This window comes from Liquorilactobacillus oeni DSM 19972, assembly GCF_001436275.1.
Taxonomy (GTDB): domain Bacteria; phylum Bacillota; class Bacilli; order Lactobacillales; family Lactobacillaceae; genus Liquorilactobacillus; species Liquorilactobacillus oeni.
The window spans coordinates 1-17971 of sequence record NZ_AZEH01000019.1; the positions used below are offsets into that span (position 1 = coordinate 1).

Below are 17971 nucleotides of genomic sequence, written 5' to 3' on the forward strand. Positions count from 1 at the left end.
AGCCCTGCACATTTGATTTGTCGAAACTTTGTTCAGTTTTCAAAGGTCTACCTTGTCGTTTAACACAACTATTTAATAATAGCATCTGTTGTAATGAAAGTCAATAATTTATTTTGTATAAACATCCAAAACCATCAACATTATAGCTTAACATCAAGTCTACTGAAGAATCAATCAAAGCCCTTCAATCTCAACGACAATGAATATAATACCAAGTAATTAAGTATGCGTCAAGACTTTTATTTGTTCGTCAGCAATGTATATATTTAGCCTTTCATCTTTCTAAATATTCGCATTTGGTACTTATTAGTAACAATAAAATTTTAATTCTTTGTAGATTCCTCATAAATCCTTATTATTAGATAAGCTAAAGTGATATATTTCGTGATTTTTGAAATTTAATAATAAAACAGAGCAAAATTAAATAGAGTAACTTTTCTAAAACCCTCTATTTTGCATAAAGAATAGCAACACAAACATATATATGGCTATCAGCTTCTACGTATCAATAGAATAAAAAGAAGCCTCTCATACTTAATAAACAAAAAAACCGTAGTATTTGCAAGTGTTCTACAAATACTACAGTTCCTTATTTACATATAAACTATATGTTATTTTTTACATAAATCATTTCAGTTCCGGAGCGTCAGTACTAAATAGGTTAACTGTAGAATTACCATTCTTTTGCTGAAGCAAACTATTCTTCGAACTTTTTTGTTTCTGTTTTAACTCCTTCATCCCATCAGTATATTTATAATCATAGTCTTTTTTATTGACCTTTTTAAACCCAGACGGAGTATAGAACCTCAATAGATCTCCTGTAACTATTTTATCAGAAAGAGATAACACCTTGTCAGTCCTCGCCTGCATTTCGTTAACGCTCTTCTTTTGTTGAGCTGTCAGGCTAGAAGAAACAGCTTTCCCTTTATTGTCATATACCTGATTTCCTATCTTAGAAAATGTTGGAGAAACAAAATTGCCATCTCTAAAAGCAACTGTCTGATTTCTATTCACAGACAACAAATCATTACCTAACTGAATCGTATCGGTATTTTTAAGTCCAAGTAAATCCATCAATGTAGGCATAACATCAATCTCACCACCATAAGTATGGTTAATTCCACCCTCAAGTCCGTTCATATGGATCATGAATGGCACCTTTTGAAACATTGCAAGATCATAGTTTGAAACAGAACTCTTACCTAGTAGCTGGGCAATCGCTTTTTTATGGTTATTCGAAATACCATAATGATCTCCATACACAACTATCATTGAGTTATTATAAAGTCCAGATTTTTTTAGATAATTGATAAATTCACCAAAAGCCTGATCCAGATAGTGTGCAGTCTGAACATAACCATCGACCGTCTGATCACCAGTTGTTGTTTTTGGAATACTTTGATTCTGTTTATCCAACTCATAAGGATAATGGTTAGTAACTGTAATTATTTTAGCATAAAAAGGCTGTGGCAATTGTTCAATATATTGAGTAGCCTGCTTAAGAAAAATTTTGTCTTTCAAACCATAACCAACGCTATAGTTTGTCTTCTGTTTATAATAATCATCATCAAAAAAATATTGATATCCCCATGATTTATACGTATTATCCCTGTTCCAAAAACTGCCTACATCTCCATGAAAAGCAGCGGTTGAATAACCATGCTGATCAAGAATAGCTGGGAGCGCCTGAAAAGTATTGGAAGTACCATAAGAGGTCATAACCGAACCAGAGGGAAGACCAAATAGCGAATTTTCAAGCATAGTCTCTGCGTCAGAAGTCTTCCCCTGTCCTACTTGGTGGAAAAAGTTATCAAACGACAGTGTATTGGTATCACTGAAAAATTTGTTTATATTAGGGGTAACTTCTTGCCCGTCTACCTTGTAGTTAATCAAAAATTGCTGAAAACTTTCAAGATGGAAAATAAATACATTCTTTCCTTTGGCTTTACCAAAATAAGAAACATTCGGTTCACTGCGGTTAGTCTTCAAGTAATTCAAGACATCATTCAGATCGCTGCTACTTGCGTTGGCCCTAGTAGAACTTTCTTTATACGTCTGATAAGCATTATAACCAGCATAAAAGTTAATTCCAAGATACTTTACAATATAGTTATTATCAAATGTTCTTGTAAGCAGCTGCGGTCTATCTTTTTCAGAAACAGAAAGATTAATTCCAAAAAGAGCAATTGCTAAAACTGAAAATAAAGCCGCATTCCTAATCTTTATCCTCCGCTTGTCAACCTTGATAAGCTTAAAAATAAGAAGCAGTCCCAAAACAATAACATCTAGAAAAACCAAAAAGTCACTTGGATGAATAATTTCAAGAATACTTAGGCCAAGATTATTAGACACTGAGCCTGAAGATTTGATAATTCCTAATGAAAGAAAATCAGAAAATTCCCGATAATACAGAATATTGGCAAATAACCACACTGATTCAAGAAGAGTGACAGTCATCATTATCCAGTACGACTTCCGCCCTCTAAAATACAATGCAATACCTAGAAGTAAAATTCCCATGGGTAAAGGATTCAAAATCAGTAAAAGTTTTTGAACGCTATCATTTACCCCAAGAGTAAACTTTGTCTGATAGGTAAAGTATGTTTTCAACCAAAAACAAAACACTACCAGTACAAAAAAACCAAGTTTTGTATTTAGGACATTCCTAATTTTTTTTAAGACTGACCCCATTTAACTGCCTCCATTTTAAAATTCCTTTTAGTAAAACATTATAGCCTTTTAACAGTGTTTTTTAAAACTAAAAAGCCTATCTTCACACATATTTAACATTTTCAGTCATTCAAGAGTTCATAAATTTCTATCGCAGCCAAATCAACATTGTCAAACTCAAACTTCTGATTTCCCGGAAGTTCTTCAAGAACAAAGGTCTGTGTTTCTGTATCATAAGTCACAGTACCACGCTCTTTTCCATCTACTTCAAAACGTCGTTGCTGATCCTCTGAACTCTCCGCACTAACCATTGCTTCCAGCCTCGAAATAATAGCCTTTAATTGTGATTTTTCCATAATATGATTTCCCTCTTCGTATTTTTATATCTTTTATTATATTGTTCATTGCCTGAATAAAGAAATAATATACACGTATTTACAGTTTTTTACCATCATTCTTTAGTAAAAATAGAGAAAAAAGAATGTGACCTAAGTCGGTAAAATTTGTTATGAGTAATTCGAGGTTAGACGAAAAATTTTAACTTATGGAACACGTTTATCCGGAATAAGTAGAGGAACTAGGCTAAAGTTTCACTTTTGACCCAGCCCCACACAAAAACTGTAAACACCTACCTTCTAACCTTTCTTCATTTTTTGCGGTTTAACTACGAGAGCGACCATTCCAAGAAACATTCCAAAATAATACGTGATAATTCTCCACAAAATCATTGCCAATATCAACTTACTGGAATTCGTAATAAAGCTTGAAAAAATAGTCGAAAAACTGTACTCAGCTCCTCCAGAACCGCCTGGTATCGGAAAAAGCGAAATTACCATTACTATTAAAATATGCATGGTAACTATCATCCAAAAATTAACACCCGAAATTCCCAGACCCAAAAGAATAAAATACGGAATAACATAGTAAAAAAATAATTGTACCAGCGTCAAACAACTAATTTTCAATAATAGTCTGCCATCTTTTTTTAAACGTAAACTCTCTTCATAAAAATTATCTATTTTTTCATCTATCTTAACTTCTAACTTCTCGTAACGGTCAGTTTTGGAAAATTTCTTAAATGGTTTAAAAAAAAACTTAACAGTTTTTTTAGTAAAATTATACCAATACATCACCATTAGAAGAGCCACAATTACACAAAGATGAACCACAAATCCCAGCACAAAAAGAAGTGACAAAACCTGCATCTTATCAGCCACATAGTGAAAGCCTGTTGTCAACGCAAAAATAAAATTCACAACAATCATTGACTGATATACTACAAATTTCATCAACAACACAGACGTTGCTCGTCCAGCATCAGCTCCTGATTGCAGCATTGCAAAAAGCTGTGCAGGCTGACCTCCAGAAGAAAACGGTGTAATTCCATTAAATAGCTGCTCAATAAAAGGTATTCTCAAAGCATCACGCCAACGCAAGGTCATTGTTTCTTTATGTAAGAGAGCTTTAACAACCGCTGCTTCGAAAAATAGGGAAAAAAACATACTTAAAAAGGCAACTAAAAGCCAACCCCACTGCAGCCTTTTAATATCTCCGATCAATTCTGAAAAAGACACATCTCTAACGGAAAACCAAAAAATAAATATCCCTAAAACCAACATAAGAAAAAAAACAATTTTATTTTTTTTTGTCATGTCCCACCATCTCAGTCTGTTCGCAATAAAAATCATACCAGATAGAAGCTAAATGTTTTTCAGAATAACGCTCAGCTGCTTCTAATGATTCTTTATGAAAACGTCTTAATAACTGCGGTCTACTTGCTAATTGCTCTAAACAGGCTTCAAACTCTGCAACACTATTGCCTGAAAGATAATAACCCTCAATAATTGCTTGATACAACTTTAAATTTCTCAAAACAACCGGAATTCCACAGCTAAAAGCCTCTAAAACACTCATTGGGAACAACTCATTGAATGATGGTAACAAAAAAACATTAGCAAGATTATAAAAATCGTTCATCTTCTCACGATCAACTATTCCTGGAAACAAAAGATTTTTTGGTGGATCGGCAACAACCTTTTTCAGCTTAGCATATCCGTCTGTTATCTTGCCAAAAGAAAAACCGCCTACCCATATAAACTGATATTGCGGAAGCCTTTTTGCAAGTTCGATGAAATCAAAAACTCCTTTACGTTCTTGAATTTGCCCAGTTCCGATGATTGTAAACCTAGTGGACTCAATGCCATATTTTTTTCGGAGCAAAAACTTCTTCTCCTTAGAAAATTCATAAAATTCAGTTTTTGAAACAAAATTCGGAATATAAGTTATCTTTTCTTTAGAAATTCCATATCTTTCAAGCTTTTTAATGAAACTTGGATTAACTACAACTAAACTATCCATTCTCTTGTAAAAGGCAATCAAATACCAAAAAAAAATTTGTTTAAAAGGTTGGGGGATTTTTAAGCTTCCCTCCAATGTTTCAGGCAGAAAATGCACATAACCAATTTTTTTCCCTTGACCAGGAAAAAAGGTATATAGAAAAAATTTAAAATCAACTGTATGATAATGGCTGATATCTGCCTTACCACATTTATTAACCGCGACTTGTATTTTGTCAGCAAAATGTTTTTTCAATAACCTAATCAATTCAGTATATGCACTGCCAACTCCTTGTCCTTTGACCTTAGTCGCAGAAGAAAACATGTGGATCCTCAACATATAAAAACTCCTCTAAAATATCAGTTGGATTAACCAATTTCTCCAGTATGGCTGGTTTCTTTTTGTTTATCATAAGCTTCTTGACAATCCTTATAAAACTTAAGGATCCGCTCACCAAAATTGTCGGCAGAAACACTCGCACGTTTAGCAGCCAGCTTTTCAGGTGAAATTTTTATCTTTCTACGTTTCAAATACTTGCAGATAACCTCAACTAATTCATCATTATTGCTAAAAGTACATCCGAAATCTGTATCTTCAAGTAATTCATCCGTATAAGGACTATGTGTTGCCACTACCCGCACACCAGATGCCAATGCTTCAATATACGTCAAACCCTGGGATTCAGAAACAGAGGTTGAAACAAAAAGGTCCGCCATTTGATAATATGCCGCTACTTTATCATTATCAATTTCACCAGCAAAAATGATTTTATTTTCCAATCCTAATTCTTTCGTTTGCAGCTTTAAACTTTGCATTGCAGGACCATCACCTACTATCATCAACTTTGCAGTTTGGATCCTTTGCAATACTGTTGGCATTACCGCTATAAGCCTATCAATATTTTTCTCATAGGCCAGCCGACTCAACGTCAATAACAAAGGCGTCCCCTTGGAAATATTATAGTAAGAACGCAAATCAAGCTCTGATTTGGTCCGGAATTTTGCCACATCTACACCTGTTGGAATAATAGAAATCGGACTTTTAATACCATAACGCTCAAGCGTATTAGAAACCCGTTCACTCGGGGCAACAATTCCATTCATATGATAACAAAAAGTACGTGACATCTGTTTTACATGATATGGCCTCAATAACTTGCCCTTAGCCACATAGTGAAGATAATCTTCATACATAGTATGGTAAGTGTGAATACAAGGTATCTTCAAATTTTTTGCAACAAACTTACCAATCCAACCCATTGAAAATTCTGTTTGGGTATGCACAATGTCCAGTCCCAATTCCTTAGCAACCTGATATGCTCTGAATAATCCTCTTACCGCAATCCGTCTATCAGTGAATGAGATAAACGGTATGCTGGTAAAGCGATAAATATTTCTTTCATATTGGCTAGGTTCTACATTCGGGTCAGTTGTTGTAAAAATATAAACATTATGCCCACGGCTTTCAAGCTGTTCACGCAAAGTTTTAATAGAGGTAGCCACGCCACTAACCTGTGGATAGTACGTATCTGTAAAAATACCGATATTCACGAGCATCCCCCTTAACATTAATTAGTCATTGTTAATTATATTGTTTCAATCTATTTATTGCAACGATTGTTAAAGTGTTCCTGCTCATTCGCTGCAAATCTTAACAAAAAAATATGCTGATCGTTATTATTTAAAATTTAAGTTTTAAGCAAAAGGTAATATTACTGGGATAAATACAACTTATTGCTATGATTAAAAAAAGCTAAATTCCAAATATGAAATTTAGCTTTTTTTATTTTTGTTCTGAAAGACTAGCTTTACTTAGTATACTTCTTTACAAGTTCAACTACCTCTTCCGTAGTTTCACAATCTGTCACAGCTTTCTGAGCTAACTCACTCATTTTGGTTGTGTCAAGTTTCTTCATTAAACTACGAGTTTTCAAAATAGAAGTTGCACTCATTGAAAATTCGTCAAGGCCAAGCCCAGCCAGAAGTGGAACCGCAATCTGATCTCCAGCCATTTCGCCACACATCCCTGTCCACTTGCCTTCAGCATGTGAAGAATCAATAATGTTCTTAATCAAACGCAAGATAGAAGGATTATAAGGCTGATAGAGATAAGAAACACGTTCATTTCCACGATCAGCAGCCATTGAATACTGGATAAGATCATTAGTACCAATGCTAAAGAAATCAGAATATTTCGCCAACTTATCAGCAATCATTGCTGCTGCTGGGATCTCCATCATCATACCAACTTCGATATCATCAGCTACCGGCGTCTTAGCAGCAACAAGTTTAGCTTTTTCTTCTTCATAAATTGCCTTAGCAGCCTTGAACTCTTTAACAGTCGCAATCATAGGAAACATAATTGCTAAACGGCCATAGTGAGATGCACGCAGCAATGCACGCAACTGTGTCCGAAAAATATCTTGTTTATTAAGACTGATTCGAATAGCACGGTAACCCAAGAACGGATTCATTTCTTCTGGTAAAGGTAAGTAAGGCAATTTCTTGTCTCCACCAATATCCATAGTCCGTACTACAACTTGCTTGCCGTTCATTCCCTCAACAGCCTGTTTATATGCCTTGAACTGATCATCTTCACTAGGAAGTTCGCTAGCATCCATATAAAGAAATTCAGAACGGAAAAGACCAACTGCTTCAGCACCATTATCATTTGCACCTTCAACATCTTTAGGTGTCCCGATATTTGCGCCTAAAATGAATTGTTTACCATCAGCTGAAACAGACTTAGCATCTTTTAATTGCTTCCACTCAGCTTTTTGTCTGGCAAAGGCAGCTGCTTTTTCTTTATACTCTTTAAGTTCAGCGGCTGAAGGATCTACAAGTGCAATACCCGCAGAACCGTCAATAACGACTTCCTGCCCTTCTTTGATAGTCGTTGTAGCATTTCCAGAACCCACAATCGCAGGGATCTCTAAAGTACGCGACATAATAGCAGAATGTGAAGTGCGCCCTCCGATATCAGTAATGAAACCCTTTACGAATTTACGATCAAGCTGCGCAGTGTCAGAAGGCGTCAGATCATGTGCAACAATAACAACTTCTTCGTCAATTAAGGCAGGATTTGGTAAAGTTACACCCAGTAAGTGACTCATCACTCTTTTTGTCACATCCCGAACATCACCGGCACGTTCTTGCATATAAGCATTATCTGTCATGCCTTCAAACATTGCAATAAAGGTATCAGTAACATCCTTAAGTGCTTTTTCAGCATTTGTTTTATCTGCCTTAATCTTCTTTTCAATATTTCCAATAAGTTCAGGATCAGACAAAATAGTGAGATGTGCTTCAAAGACTTCAGCCTCATCTGCTCCCAGATTAGCCTTTGCTTTTTCTTTGATGATTTTTAATTCAGCTTTTGCCTCGTCAACCGCTTTACCCAACCGTTTAATCTCAGCTTCAGGATCATCAATTGCTGTTTCGGAAAATGATAAATCGGGTTGTACAAGCATATATGCTTTTGCAGAAGCGATTCCATCGCTAGCAGCAATCCCCTTTAACTTTTCCGTCATTATTCAGCAAGTCCTTCCTTTTTCATTGTATCTGCAATAGCAGCAACTGCATCAGCTTCATCTGCACCATCAGCAGCAATTGTAACGTCAGCATTTTGTCCAACGCCTAAAGACATAACACCCATGATAGATTTCAAGTTAACAGACTTGCCATTATAACTTAGTGTAACATCTGAGTTATACTTGCTTGCTGCCTGTACCAAAAGTGTTGCTGGACGTGCATGAATACCTGTTTCTGCAATAATGTGAAATTCTTTCTTTTCCATAGTTGAATCGTACTCCTTTGCAATATAGTAAGTAATTAAGGACTGCAACGCATAAAATATATAAATGAAAACAATTAAAGAACACGTTTTCATTAATAAATAGCGCAACTCTCCCCACCAATCTAAATGGTAGCATGAATCAAATTACAAGACAAGCCCTTTATGCTTATCCATTAACAGCTTGAATTATTTTTCATAATGATAGATAATCACTCCCTTGTGTTTAGCCTCGCCAATAATTTTTTTGCGGTACTGCGAGTTCATCAAGGCCTTTTGAAATTGCATAAAATTATCAGGCATCACTTCTAACTTGTCCTTTTTTCCTCTTGCAAGCTCCGTTAAAAGCTCTCCAAAATTTGTTTCCACTTTCTCATCTTCTTTCCATCTATTCGCTCTATTTGCGCTTAATAATATCTGATTATTAAAAAAAAAACAAATTTATGAGCATTCCACTTGCGCTTATAAACTAAACTTAGTATACTTTCTCGTGAAAGGTCAAAGAAAGTCAAACTAATTTTGACCACTAAAAAAGGAAGGTCGTGAAACGACGATGATATGTCAAAATTGCCATCAAAATCCTGCTACTATTCATCTGTCGACTAGCATTAATGGCAGACAAACATCTATCGATCTTTGTCAAAATTGCTATCGAGTTATGAAAGAAAGAGCTCAGGGGAATCCTACACAAGGTTCAGCGCAAGATCCTTTTGGGTTTGGAAATTTAAACGATATTTTCCGTTCTATGAGTGATGGAGCAGCAAATAATTCCCAATACCAGAATAAGACAGAAAATCCACACCAATTTGCTGGAAATGGCGGACGCGGAAATCGCAGTGGGGGGATACTTGCACAATATGGAATAGATCTTACCGCTGAAGCAAAAAACAATAAAATTGATCCTGTAATAGGTAGGGATAAAGAAATTGCACGAGTTACAGAAATTCTTAATAGAAGAACAAAAAATAATCCAGTACTGATTGGTGAAGCCGGAGTCGGAAAAACAGCTGTTGTTGAAGGATTAGCGCAAAAAATTGTCAACGGTGACGTTCCACAAAAACTTTTAAATAAAAAAGTTATTCGACTTGATGTTGTTTCTCTTGTCCAAGGCACTGGAATTCGCGGTCAGTTTGAACAGCGTATGCAGCAATTGATGACTGAATTAAAGCAGAATCAAGATATTATTCTCTTTATTGACGAAATCCACGAAATAGTTGGTGCCGGAAATGCTGAGGGCGGAATGGACGCCGGCAACGTTTTAAAACCTGCACTTGCTCGTGGTGAACTTCAGCTCGTTGGTGCAACCACAATGAACGAATATAGGACAATCGAAAAAGACGCAGCCCTTGCCCGCAGACTTCAGCCTGTACAGGTCAATGAACCAACTACTGAAGAAACAATCGCTATCTTAAAGGGTATCCAGGGAAAGTATGAATCCTACCATCATGTTCGTTACACTTCTAAAGCTATCAAAGCAGCCGTAGAATTATCTAATCGTTATATTCAAGATCGTTTTTTGCCGGATAAGGCAATTGATCTGCTGGATGAATCCGGTTCACGTAAAAATCTTACTATCCAAGCAGTAGATCCCCAAGTAATAGAAGAAAAAATCAAAAAGGCAGAAGAACAAAAAAAGGATGCACTTAAAAAGGAAGACTATGAAAAGGCAGCTTATTATCGTGATCAGGAAAATAAGTTTGCAAGTCTAAAAAATTCAAAAACTACTAATGAAGATACACCTGAAGTTACTGAACAAGATATCGAAAAAATTATTGAAGAAAAGACAAATATTCCAGTAGGCGAGCTAAAGGAAAAAGAACAGCATCAGCTTAGGAATTTGGCTGCTTCGCTGGAAAATCATGTTATCGGCCAAAATGAAGCTGTCGACAAGGTAGCAAGAGCCATTCGCCGTAATAGAATCGGCTTTAATAAATCAGGTCGGCCAATCGGCTCATTCTTATTTGTAGGGCCTACCGGCGTCGGAAAAACTGAAACAGCACGTCAACTTGCCAAAGAGCTTTTCGGTACAGAGGACTCAATGATCAGATTTGATATGAGTGAATACATGGAAAAACACTCAGTTTCAAAATTAATTGGCTCACCTCCTGGATACGTTGGTTACGAAGAAGCCGGTCAATTGACTGAACAAGTACGACGTCATCCATACAGTTTAGTTCTTTTGGACGAAGTTGAAAAAGCCCATCCTGATGTAATGCACATGTTTCTACAGATCTTAGATGACGGGCGTTTAACAGATTCACAAGGAAGAACTATCAGTTTTAAAGATACGATTATAATTATGACTTCTAACGCTGGAAGCGGAGATTCAGTAGCAAATGTTGGATTTGGTGCCGAAGTTGCCGGAAAAACACATTCAGTAATAGATACACTTTCAAAATACTTTAAACCTGAGTTCTTAAATCGTTTTGATGATATCGTTGAATTCAATGCTTTAAGTAAAAAAGATTTAGTATCAATCGTTTCATTAATGCTTCATGACGTTCAGGATATGCTTTCACAACAAGGCTTGGTATTGACAGTAACAGACAAGGTAAAAGAAAAGTTAGTTGATCTGGGTTATGATCCTAAAATGGGAGCTCGGCCTTTGCGTAGAGTTATCCAAGAGCAAATTGAAGATAAAATTGCTGATTACTACCTTGAACATTCACAAATAAAAAGTTTTAAGGCAGAGTTAAAGAATAACACAATTCAAATCTTATCTGCAGCAAGTACCGTTCCTTCAGTAAATGACTAGGTCAACGATAGCAAATGGGACGTAAAAAGAAGGGACTGAGTCAAAACTTATGTTTTGGCTCAGTTTTTTTGGACTCTTTTGCAATTCCATATTAATGTGTTTCAATAGTCAGTCTTTTCCGCTTAATCACAAATTACTCATAGTCAAATTCGGACTATGTTCGTAATTAGCAGTTAATGCTTAAAGCCTAACGACTATTAGCACGCTCACTTCTTTTTTATTCATTCTGTGTTTCACCATAAATTGTTAAATTTATTGATAAACTAACTTTTTTATACGTTCTCAAGTAGTTTTTATATTATAATGAAGGTAGTGGAAACTAAAAGGGGGATTCAATATGCATCTTATTGACGTAAGCAATAGCTATTCAAGAAGAATTCAGCGGGAATTGACTCATTCCGATACTCACTTTATAAAAATCTACACACTTGGTAATACTCGTGTGGTTTTTAAGAAGAAAGCTAATAACGAAGAGATTGTACTTTCAAACAAAACACGTGAAGTTACAAATGAAGAAGTTGATCTTGTACTAAAAAAACTAACCAACGCCACGCGTACATCTAGTGAAATCACTCGTACTAAAAATACTGTTGATATTCAGTTAAGGTAGGATAACCTGTCTTCTTCATTAGTTTATTGTTATTTGTAAAACATTTATTCTGATCAGCCCAATAATTTTTAAGGTGGTGCTTATTTTGTCGTTTTCGCATTTTCTAAAAAAGCTGCTTTTGAGAAGCATTCCCTCCAAACACAAAAAAGCACACAATAGACAGCTTCATGCCGCTTTAAAAAAAAAAGTAACTAGTTTACCGTCGAAAAGAAACAAAGAAACTTTGCCGCAGGCTTTACAGCCAATCAACAAGGAACAGCAAAATGCCCTTTTGCTTATCGTTCATCATGATACAAAAGGACATGATCTTACAGCACCCGAGATAGTTAGCGGAAAAATCGGTGAAAAAATAAATTTCAGATTTAAGGCCTTTGACAATTACAACTTAATCAAAATTAAGGGATTTACGAGAAGCTTTACTACTCACTATGCCTTATTGACGTTAGTGTACCTTAAAAAAAATGCTGGATCCATCTGGATAATCAGCCGTGATTTTGATCAGCGTACTTTACTTTGCAAGCCCAAAGTAATAACCGGAAAAATTGGCGACACATTTCAAGTCTATTCTCCTTCTTTCCAAAATTATCACCTTGTAAGTGTTAAGGGACAAGTGAAAGGAGAGTTTTCAGCTTTCTCTTCACAAACTGTTTTATACTACCGAAAAAATACTTGGCTTAGCGTTAAAAACAGCAGAGTTCTTCTCAAAATATTAAGGAGTCCTAACTGCTTTGATCTTCCGGATGGCAACTTATTAAAAGTTGTTTTACCAGCTGGTACAGTTTGGCGTACCTTTACTGTCGTAAGAGCTCCTCACAACAAAATATGGTATTGCCTTGGCGGTGCTCTTTGGGTTGCTTTTGATGAACAAAAAATGGCTTTTGTAAATCAAGATTCATACTTTTTAAATTTTGAATCTGCTGCAAAAAAAAGGTATTCTTTTAAAAAGACTAATACAAAAGCTGTTATCGCCTTTGTCCCAGGCAAACAAGCTGCAATTTTTGAACAGCCTTTCGGAAAAACTGTTACCTTTTTGAAAGATGGGAAAAAAGTTTCTGTTACTAAAAAAACAGTCTTTGAAAACCTTACTTGGTATTATCTGAACGATTACGGCTGGATACAGGAATCATACATTTCCCTTAAAGAAGGATAAAGCTAATTTTTTCAAGAATTGCAAGAGGCTGCAGTACCAAAAAATTTGGTACTGCAGCCTCTTTAGTCTATATTTGCATTAAAGCTTTGCTGTTAATTTTACCTGTGGGTATTTATCTTTAAACCATCGCTCTGAAAATGCATTTTCAAAGAGAAATAATGGATTGCCTTGGAGATCCTTTACTAACAGATTACGTGAAGATGACATTTTTTCATCCAACTGTTCAGGCTCAATCCAACGCGCAATTTTTTTGCCCATGGGAGTCATAACAACCTCTGAGTGGTATTCGTTCAGCATTCTAAATTGAAAAACTTCAAACTGTAATTGTCCAACTGCACCAAGAATATATTCGCCTGTACTATAGCTTTGATATAGTTGCACTGCTCCTTCTTGAACAAGTTGTGCAATTCCCTTATGAAAGGACTTTTGTTTCATTACATTTTTTGCCGTTACCCTTACAAAAATTTCAGGTGTAAACTGGGGCAACTTTTCAAACTTTATTTTATTTTTCCCAGTATAAATTGTATCTCCAATTTGAAAGTTTCCAGTATCATATAATCCGATGATATCGCCAGCTACAGCCGATTCAAGATTTTCCCGTGTGTCAGCCATAAACTGCGTAGAATTCGACAACCGTAACTTCTTTTCATTGCGTGTGAGTGTAACATCCATTCCTCTTTCAAATTTACCGGAACATATTCTGACAAACGCGATTCGATCACGATGATTTGGATTCATGTTAGCTTGGATCTTAAAAATAAATCCAGAAAATTCAGATGCTGTGGGTTCTATCTTTTGACCATCTTCTAGGTCATGAACTGCAGGTGCAGGAGCAAACTTTAAAAAAGCATCCAGAAAAGTTTTTACACCGAAATTTGTCAGCGCTGAACCAAAAAAGACAGGAGTCAATTTCCCTTTTGCTACTTTTTCAGAGTTAAATTTATTTCCTGCATCCTGTAATAATTGAACTTCACCTAAAACTTGTCGGTAAATACTCTCTTCATGCAGCGGTTCAGCAGCATCAATCTCCCCAGCAGCATCTAGTGGGATAAAGCTTTCTGCCCTATCTTCCCGTTGATACAGCTCGATCCTATGATTAAAAATATCATAAATACCCTTGAGACCTTTTCCCATACCAATCGGCCAATTCATAGGGTAAGAAGCAATCCCTAAAACCTCTTCTAACTCAGTCACAAGATCAAGCGGTTCACGACCGTCCCGGTCTAACTTGTTAATAAAAGTAAAAATAGGAATTCCACGCATTTTACATACTTGAAACAACTTTTTGGTTTGCGGTTCAATTCCCTTAGCAGAGTCAATTACCATTACAGCAGCATCAACAGCCATAAGCGTTCTATAAGTATCCTCTGAAAAATCCTCATGTCCAGGAGTATCAAGGATATTAACTCTTTTACCCGCATAATCAAACTGCATCACTGAACTCGTAACTGAAATTCCACGCTTTTTCTCAATTTCCATCCAATCAGATTTAGCGAAACTGCCAGACTTTTTGGCTTTAACAGTTCCAGCTTTGCGCACGACTCCTCCAAATAAAAGGAGTTGTTCTGTTATAGTTGTTTTTCCAGCGTCCGGATGAGAGATAATGGCAAAAGTTCTTCTTTTATTAACAGCATCTGCCAAATTTTCGCTTTTCATAACTAACCTCTTTCGTAAAATAAATATAATAATAAAAAATAAGTCTAATCAAAATTATTTCTTCTATCTTTGGCTCTTTTCACGTCTTACACGTGCAATTGCCAGTGCCGGCGGTAAAATAACTCTCAAAGCCATTATTCTGGAATCGTCCACCTTTTCAGTTGTAAGTACTATATGTTCCGCAGTTTCAAACTTTTCTTTGCTATCATCTTCTGGAATAAAGCCTAACTTAGCAATCATATAACCAGCTATTGTATCAACATCGTTCATTTCTAAGGCCGTTCCAAATTCATTATTAAAGTCATCGAGTGCTAAACGTCCTTGAACAATAAACTCGTTATCAGAAATTTTTTGATAGCCCCGATCCGGATGATCAGACTCGTCTTCTATTTCACCCACAATTTCTTCTATAAGATCTTCAAGCGTGACTAACCCGACGACCCCACCATATTCATCAAAAAGGATGGCTATCTGATTTTTGGTCTTCTGCATTTCAAACATAACTTCATCAATCGGCATTGTCTCTGGAATAAAAAGTGCAGGCTGCATCACTCGTCGGATAGTAACGTGGTCAAATCCATTTTTTCTGGCAGTCCGTAAAATATTTTTAATATGCACAATCCCTACGATATTATCTTTATTCTCGTTAAAAACTGGGACCCTTGAATAGGGCATCTGTAAGATCGCGTCAATATTACGATCGTTATCATTCTGGATGTCGACCATAAACGCATCTGTACGTGCTACCATCACCTCACGTGCCATTTTTTTATGCATCGAGATTACCCCTTCTATCATCTCGAAAGCTTCAGAATTTAATCGTCCTTCATCTCGCTGTTCAGTTATCAAAGCTTCAATGACACTTGCCGATGTCTTTTCAGCCTTCACGCTAGATACTGTATTTTTTTTGCTGCGATTTATAAAAGCAAGAAAAAGCTCTATTAAAATAAAGGGATAACTGCAGATAACCGCAAATCGTTGAATTGCTCTCAGAAGACTGAAGTTATATTTTATTATGATTCTATACAAAGATTGCGTCAAAAAAGTACTTAGTATAATCGCAACAAAACAAAAGACTACCACCATTAAAAAGCCTTTAACAGAAAAAAAATTATCTTGGCTTATAAAAATTTCTGTAGCACACAAAATGCTAAAAAAGTAAAAGAAAAACTGGGCAAGGCTGACTGCCTGCTCATGTTTTTCAAGTGTGCCAAAAACATCACTTTCTATTTTGGAATGAGAATGGTAAATAAGTAAAAAACTTCTAAGAATACTTGCACACACCAGTGTAATCACAGCTAACATTGTGAAAATTAATTTGGCAAGACCGGGGTCTGAATTCATCTTTTCGCTCTCCAATTGTTAAAATTTGATACTAAACTATCTATAAATAAAAGGCTATCCTAACTTAGGATTATTTGGGAACGCGAATAACATCACCAGCTCTTAAATCACTATCAGAATTCATTTTGTTAATCTCTTTAATTTTATCAATAGTGGTTGCATATTTGCTTGCTAATCCTTCTAAAGTATCACCTGACTGAACATTAATCGTTTGAGTATTATCCATAAGCTTCTGTTGGCTTTCACTTGAAGCTTTTGCACTCGATTCACTTGAAGCTTTTGCACTCGATTCGCTTGAACTTTTTGCTTTTGCTTGTGACTCACTTACTGTTTTTATAGAAGATAGACGCGACTGAGATACTTTTTGAGCACTAGTCTTGGTTGCAGCTTCAGCATTCTTTGAGCTTTTTTGTTTTCTTGCTTTTGATGAATTCTTTTCAGCTGAACTAGACTCCTTTCTACCAATCATAGTACTCTGTGCCCTTTCAAATATTTCCGCAGCACCCTTGTAATCCAGTGTAACCCAAAGCGCAGCACCTATCAAAAGAACAACTACAATGATTAATAAAAATTTTGAATAGTTCTTCTTAGCAAGTTGCGTTTTTTGAATCTTCTTCTTTGGTTTTATCGAAGAATTGACTGGGTCAACTCCATGATCCTTGTAAAATGCCTTACGCATCCTAGGCTCATCTTTCCGTGTAAAACCATTCTTAAATTGTTCCACTTTAAATTCTTCATAAACAGTTCCAACTTCAAAATTCTGTCTTTCACGCTGCTTGTCTGAAAGAAAGTCATTTTTTTCAGGTAAGGTTAGTGCTTGATACCAACTAGAAAAATACTCAAACTGAACCATTACCTCTCGTGTAGGACCAAAATCCTGTACTTGTCCGAATTGTAGCCACATGGTTCGTTCACAGAAACGTTCTATATTGATAACATTAGTATCCGCAATTATAAATGAGCTTCCCTTATCTTTGAGAGCATCAATTCTTTTAGCAACTTTTTTAAAAAAAGCCAGATCAACAATACTTAAAAGACTGTCTATCAATACTAATTGCGGTGAGACATGGAGCGCTATTGCTAAAGATAAACGTGATACCAACCCAAGTGAATAAGTTTTCACTGGTCTGTACAGCCACTCGCTAAGTTCACTGAAATTAATAATTGCGTTAATCAAATGATTGGCTTTAAATTCATCAAGCTTCGCGTTAAAAACCGCCTGTTTGATATTCTCCAATCCAGTCAAATTTATATCTGAAGGTGTATGAATACTTGCTAAACTTAACTTAGAATCCATACTGATAAAACCAGTAGTCTGTTTTTCATTACCAGCAAGAATATTAATTAATGTTGCTTTTCCTGAGCCATTTGTTCCTAATAAACCAATTGCTTCTCCTTGATTAATATTCAAAGAAATACCACGCAGTTCCCAGAACTTTTTTGTCTCGCTAACAGGAAGTTTCGACTTCACTATATCTTTTTTTTCCGGTAGCAATGGTGCACATTTTGTAATATATTTTATTTCCATTTTTCTCATATATTCCACCTGTTGTTATTCACATCGTACTATTCACAATATTACAAGAAGGACTATTCTCCGTCAATGTAAAGAAAGAAACTAACTGCCACTAATTTAGATCCAAAAGAAAAATATTTC

14 protein-coding genes are annotated in these 17971 nt (G+C 35.8%); 3 read left to right on the forward strand and 11 right to left on the reverse strand.

Annotation, left to right across the window (positions count from 1 at the left end):
- Positions 1–627: 627 nt before the first annotated feature.
- From FD46_RS00915 to FD46_RS00950, 8 genes are all read right to left on the reverse strand, one after another.
- Positions 628–2691 (reverse strand): LTA synthase family protein, encoded by a 2064-nt coding sequence (locus FD46_RS00915; RefSeq protein WP_057895306.1) that lies wholly within the window; start codon positions 2689–2691, stop codon positions 628–630.
- A gap of 101 nt (positions 2692–2792) precedes the next feature.
- Entirely contained in the window at positions 2793–3026 is a 234-nt protein-coding gene (locus tag FD46_RS00920) for a YkuJ family protein (RefSeq protein ID WP_057895307.1), read from the reverse strand.
- Between the two features lie 279 nt (positions 3027–3305).
- Positions 3306–4322: a lysylphosphatidylglycerol synthase transmembrane domain-containing protein gene (locus tag FD46_RS00925; RefSeq protein ID WP_057895308.1), complete on the reverse strand. Its 1017-nt coding sequence runs from the start codon at positions 4320–4322 to the stop codon at positions 3306–3308.
- Positions 4306–5346: a glycosyltransferase family 4 protein gene (locus tag FD46_RS00930; RefSeq protein WP_057895309.1), complete on the reverse strand. Its 1041-nt coding sequence runs from the start codon at positions 5344–5346 to the stop codon at positions 4306–4308. The genes FD46_RS00925 and FD46_RS00930 overlap by 17 nt, the downstream gene beginning before the upstream one ends.
- Before the next feature lie 29 nt (positions 5347–5375).
- Positions 5376–6557 carry a glycosyltransferase family 4 protein gene (locus FD46_RS00935; RefSeq protein ID WP_057895310.1) on the reverse strand — a complete coding sequence of 394 codons (1182 nt, stop codon included), beginning with the start codon at positions 6555–6557 and terminating at the stop codon, positions 5376–5378.
- A gap of 257 nt (positions 6558–6814) precedes the next feature.
- Positions 6815–8536 carry a phosphoenolpyruvate--protein phosphotransferase gene (gene ptsP, locus FD46_RS00940; protein ID WP_057895311.1) on the reverse strand — a complete coding sequence of 574 codons (1722 nt, stop codon included), beginning with the start codon at positions 8534–8536 and terminating at the stop codon, positions 6815–6817.
- Complete coding sequence (locus FD46_RS00945; RefSeq protein ID WP_057895312.1) at positions 8536–8802, reverse strand: phosphocarrier protein HPr; 267 nt, start codon at positions 8800–8802, stop codon at positions 8536–8538. The genes ptsP and FD46_RS00945 overlap by 1 nt, the downstream gene beginning before the upstream one ends.
- Positions 8803–8988: 186 nt before the next feature.
- A complete protein-coding gene (locus FD46_RS00950; protein ID WP_057895313.1) occupies positions 8989–9168 on the reverse strand; it encodes a hypothetical protein in 180 nt (59 codons plus the stop codon).
- Between the two features lie 184 nt (positions 9169–9352).
- On the opposite strand from FD46_RS00950, the gene FD46_RS00955 reads away from it, so the two are divergent.
- The 3 genes from FD46_RS00955 to FD46_RS00965 all read left to right on the forward strand — a co-directional run bounded on the left by FD46_RS00955 (position 9353) and on the right by FD46_RS00965 (position 13314).
- Positions 9353–11554, forward strand: coding sequence for an ATP-dependent Clp protease ATP-binding subunit (locus FD46_RS00955; RefSeq protein WP_057895314.1), 2202 nt, complete (start codon positions 9353–9355; stop codon positions 11552–11554).
- Between the two features lie 337 nt (positions 11555–11891).
- A complete protein-coding gene (locus tag FD46_RS00960; protein ID WP_057895315.1) occupies positions 11892–12164 on the forward strand; it encodes a DUF1827 family protein in 273 nt (90 codons plus the stop codon).
- An 85-nt stretch (positions 12165–12249) separates the two neighbouring features.
- A complete protein-coding gene (locus FD46_RS00965) occupies positions 12250–13314 on the forward strand; it encodes a MucBP domain-containing protein (RefSeq protein ID WP_057895316.1) in 1065 nt (354 codons plus the stop codon).
- A 78-nt stretch (positions 13315–13392) separates the two neighbouring features.
- Here the strand turns inward: FD46_RS00965 and FD46_RS00970 are convergent, their stop codons facing one another.
- The 3 genes from FD46_RS00970 to FD46_RS00980 all read right to left on the reverse strand — a co-directional run bounded on the left by FD46_RS00970 (position 13393) and on the right by FD46_RS00980 (position 17851).
- The gene (locus FD46_RS00970; RefSeq protein WP_057895317.1) at positions 13393–14970 is read right to left on the reverse strand and encodes a peptide chain release factor 3; all 1578 of its coding nucleotides are present in this window, start codon (positions 14968–14970) and stop codon (positions 13393–13395) included.
- A gap of 63 nt (positions 14971–15033) precedes the next feature.
- Positions 15034–16314: a hemolysin family protein gene (locus FD46_RS00975; protein WP_057895318.1), complete on the reverse strand. Its 1281-nt coding sequence runs from the start codon at positions 16312–16314 to the stop codon at positions 15034–15036.
- A 70-nt stretch (positions 16315–16384) separates the two neighbouring features.
- On the reverse strand, positions 16385–17851 hold the full coding sequence (locus FD46_RS00980; RefSeq protein ID WP_057895319.1) for an ATP-binding cassette domain-containing protein: 1467 nt from the start codon (positions 17849–17851) through the stop codon (positions 16385–16387).
- Positions 17852–17971: the final 120 nt, after the last annotated feature.

Excerpts from the sequence above, each read along its gene's own strand:
- FD46_RS00945 (WP_057895312.1), bottom strand. The coding sequence starts at position 8,802 with ATGGAAAAGAAAGAATTTCACATTATTGCAGAAACAGGTATTCATGCA.
- FD46_RS00930 (WP_057895309.1), bottom strand. The coding sequence starts at position 5,346 with ATGTTGAGGATCCACATGTTTTCTTCTGCGACTAAGGTCAAAGGACAA.
- FD46_RS00955 (WP_057895314.1), top strand. The coding sequence starts at position 9,353 with ATGATATGTCAAAATTGCCATCAAAATCCTGCTACTATTCATCTGTCG.
- FD46_RS00925 (WP_057895308.1), bottom strand. The coding sequence starts at position 4,322 with ATGACAAAAAAAAATAAAATTGTTTTTTTTCTTATGTTGGTTTTAGGG.
- FD46_RS00975 (WP_057895318.1), bottom strand. The coding sequence starts at position 16,314 with ATGAATTCAGACCCCGGTCTTGCCAAATTAATTTTCACAATGTTAGCT.
- FD46_RS00920 (WP_057895307.1), bottom strand. The coding sequence starts at position 3,026 with ATGGAAAAATCACAATTAAAGGCTATTATTTCGAGGCTGGAAGCAATG.
- FD46_RS00970 (WP_057895317.1), bottom strand. The coding sequence starts at position 14,970 with ATGAAAAGCGAAAATTTGGCAGATGCTGTTAATAAAAGAAGAACTTTT.
- FD46_RS00980 (WP_057895319.1), bottom strand. The coding sequence starts at position 17,851 with ATGAGAAAAATGGAAATAAAATATATTACAAAATGTGCACCATTGCTA.
- FD46_RS00915 (WP_057895306.1), bottom strand. The coding sequence starts at position 2,691 with ATGGGGTCAGTCTTAAAAAAAATTAGGAATGTCCTAAATACAAAACTT.
- FD46_RS00960 (WP_057895315.1), top strand. The coding sequence starts at position 11,892 with ATGCATCTTATTGACGTAAGCAATAGCTATTCAAGAAGAATTCAGCGG.
- ptsP (WP_057895311.1), bottom strand. The coding sequence starts at position 8,536 with ATGACGGAAAAGTTAAAGGGGATTGCTGCTAGCGATGGAATCGCTTCT.